Source organism: Cytobacillus oceanisediminis 2691 (assembly GCF_007678455.1).
In the GTDB taxonomy this organism is placed as follows: domain Bacteria; phylum Bacillota; class Bacilli; order Bacillales; family Cytobacillaceae; genus Mesobacillus; species Mesobacillus oceanisediminis_A.
Genome location: NZ_VEEP01000300.1, coordinates 1 through 254 on the forward strand (window position 1 = coordinate 1; position 254 = coordinate 254).

Here is a 254-nt window from a genome sequence, read left to right on the forward strand (position 1 = left end):
GGAAGAATGTTGATTAATGCTGCGGAAGAATTCACTGAATGGGCAGAGTTATTGTGAAAGTTGTGCCCTGTGAACTCGATTGGACATTGATCTTGGGATTATGGTGTTGAATAATTTTATGGGATATGATGAGGGGAAGAGGATTAGGGTTTTGGTTGGTGGTAAAAAAAGGTTTGGGAATGTTATGGATATGTTGGTGAGGAATGGGTTTAGGATTGTGTGGGAGAATAATAGTGAAAAGTTGCTGTGATTTG

1 protein-coding gene is annotated in these 254 nt (G+C 39.4%); it reads right to left on the reverse strand.

The window, feature by feature from the left end; translation table 11 throughout:
- Positions 1-31 precede the first annotated feature (31 nt).
- Positions 32-232, reverse strand: a complete 201-nt coding sequence (locus FS736_RS25615; protein ID WP_395883956.1) for an ATP-binding protein — start codon at positions 230-232, stop codon at positions 32-34.
- Between the last annotated feature and the right edge of the window lie 22 nt (positions 233-254).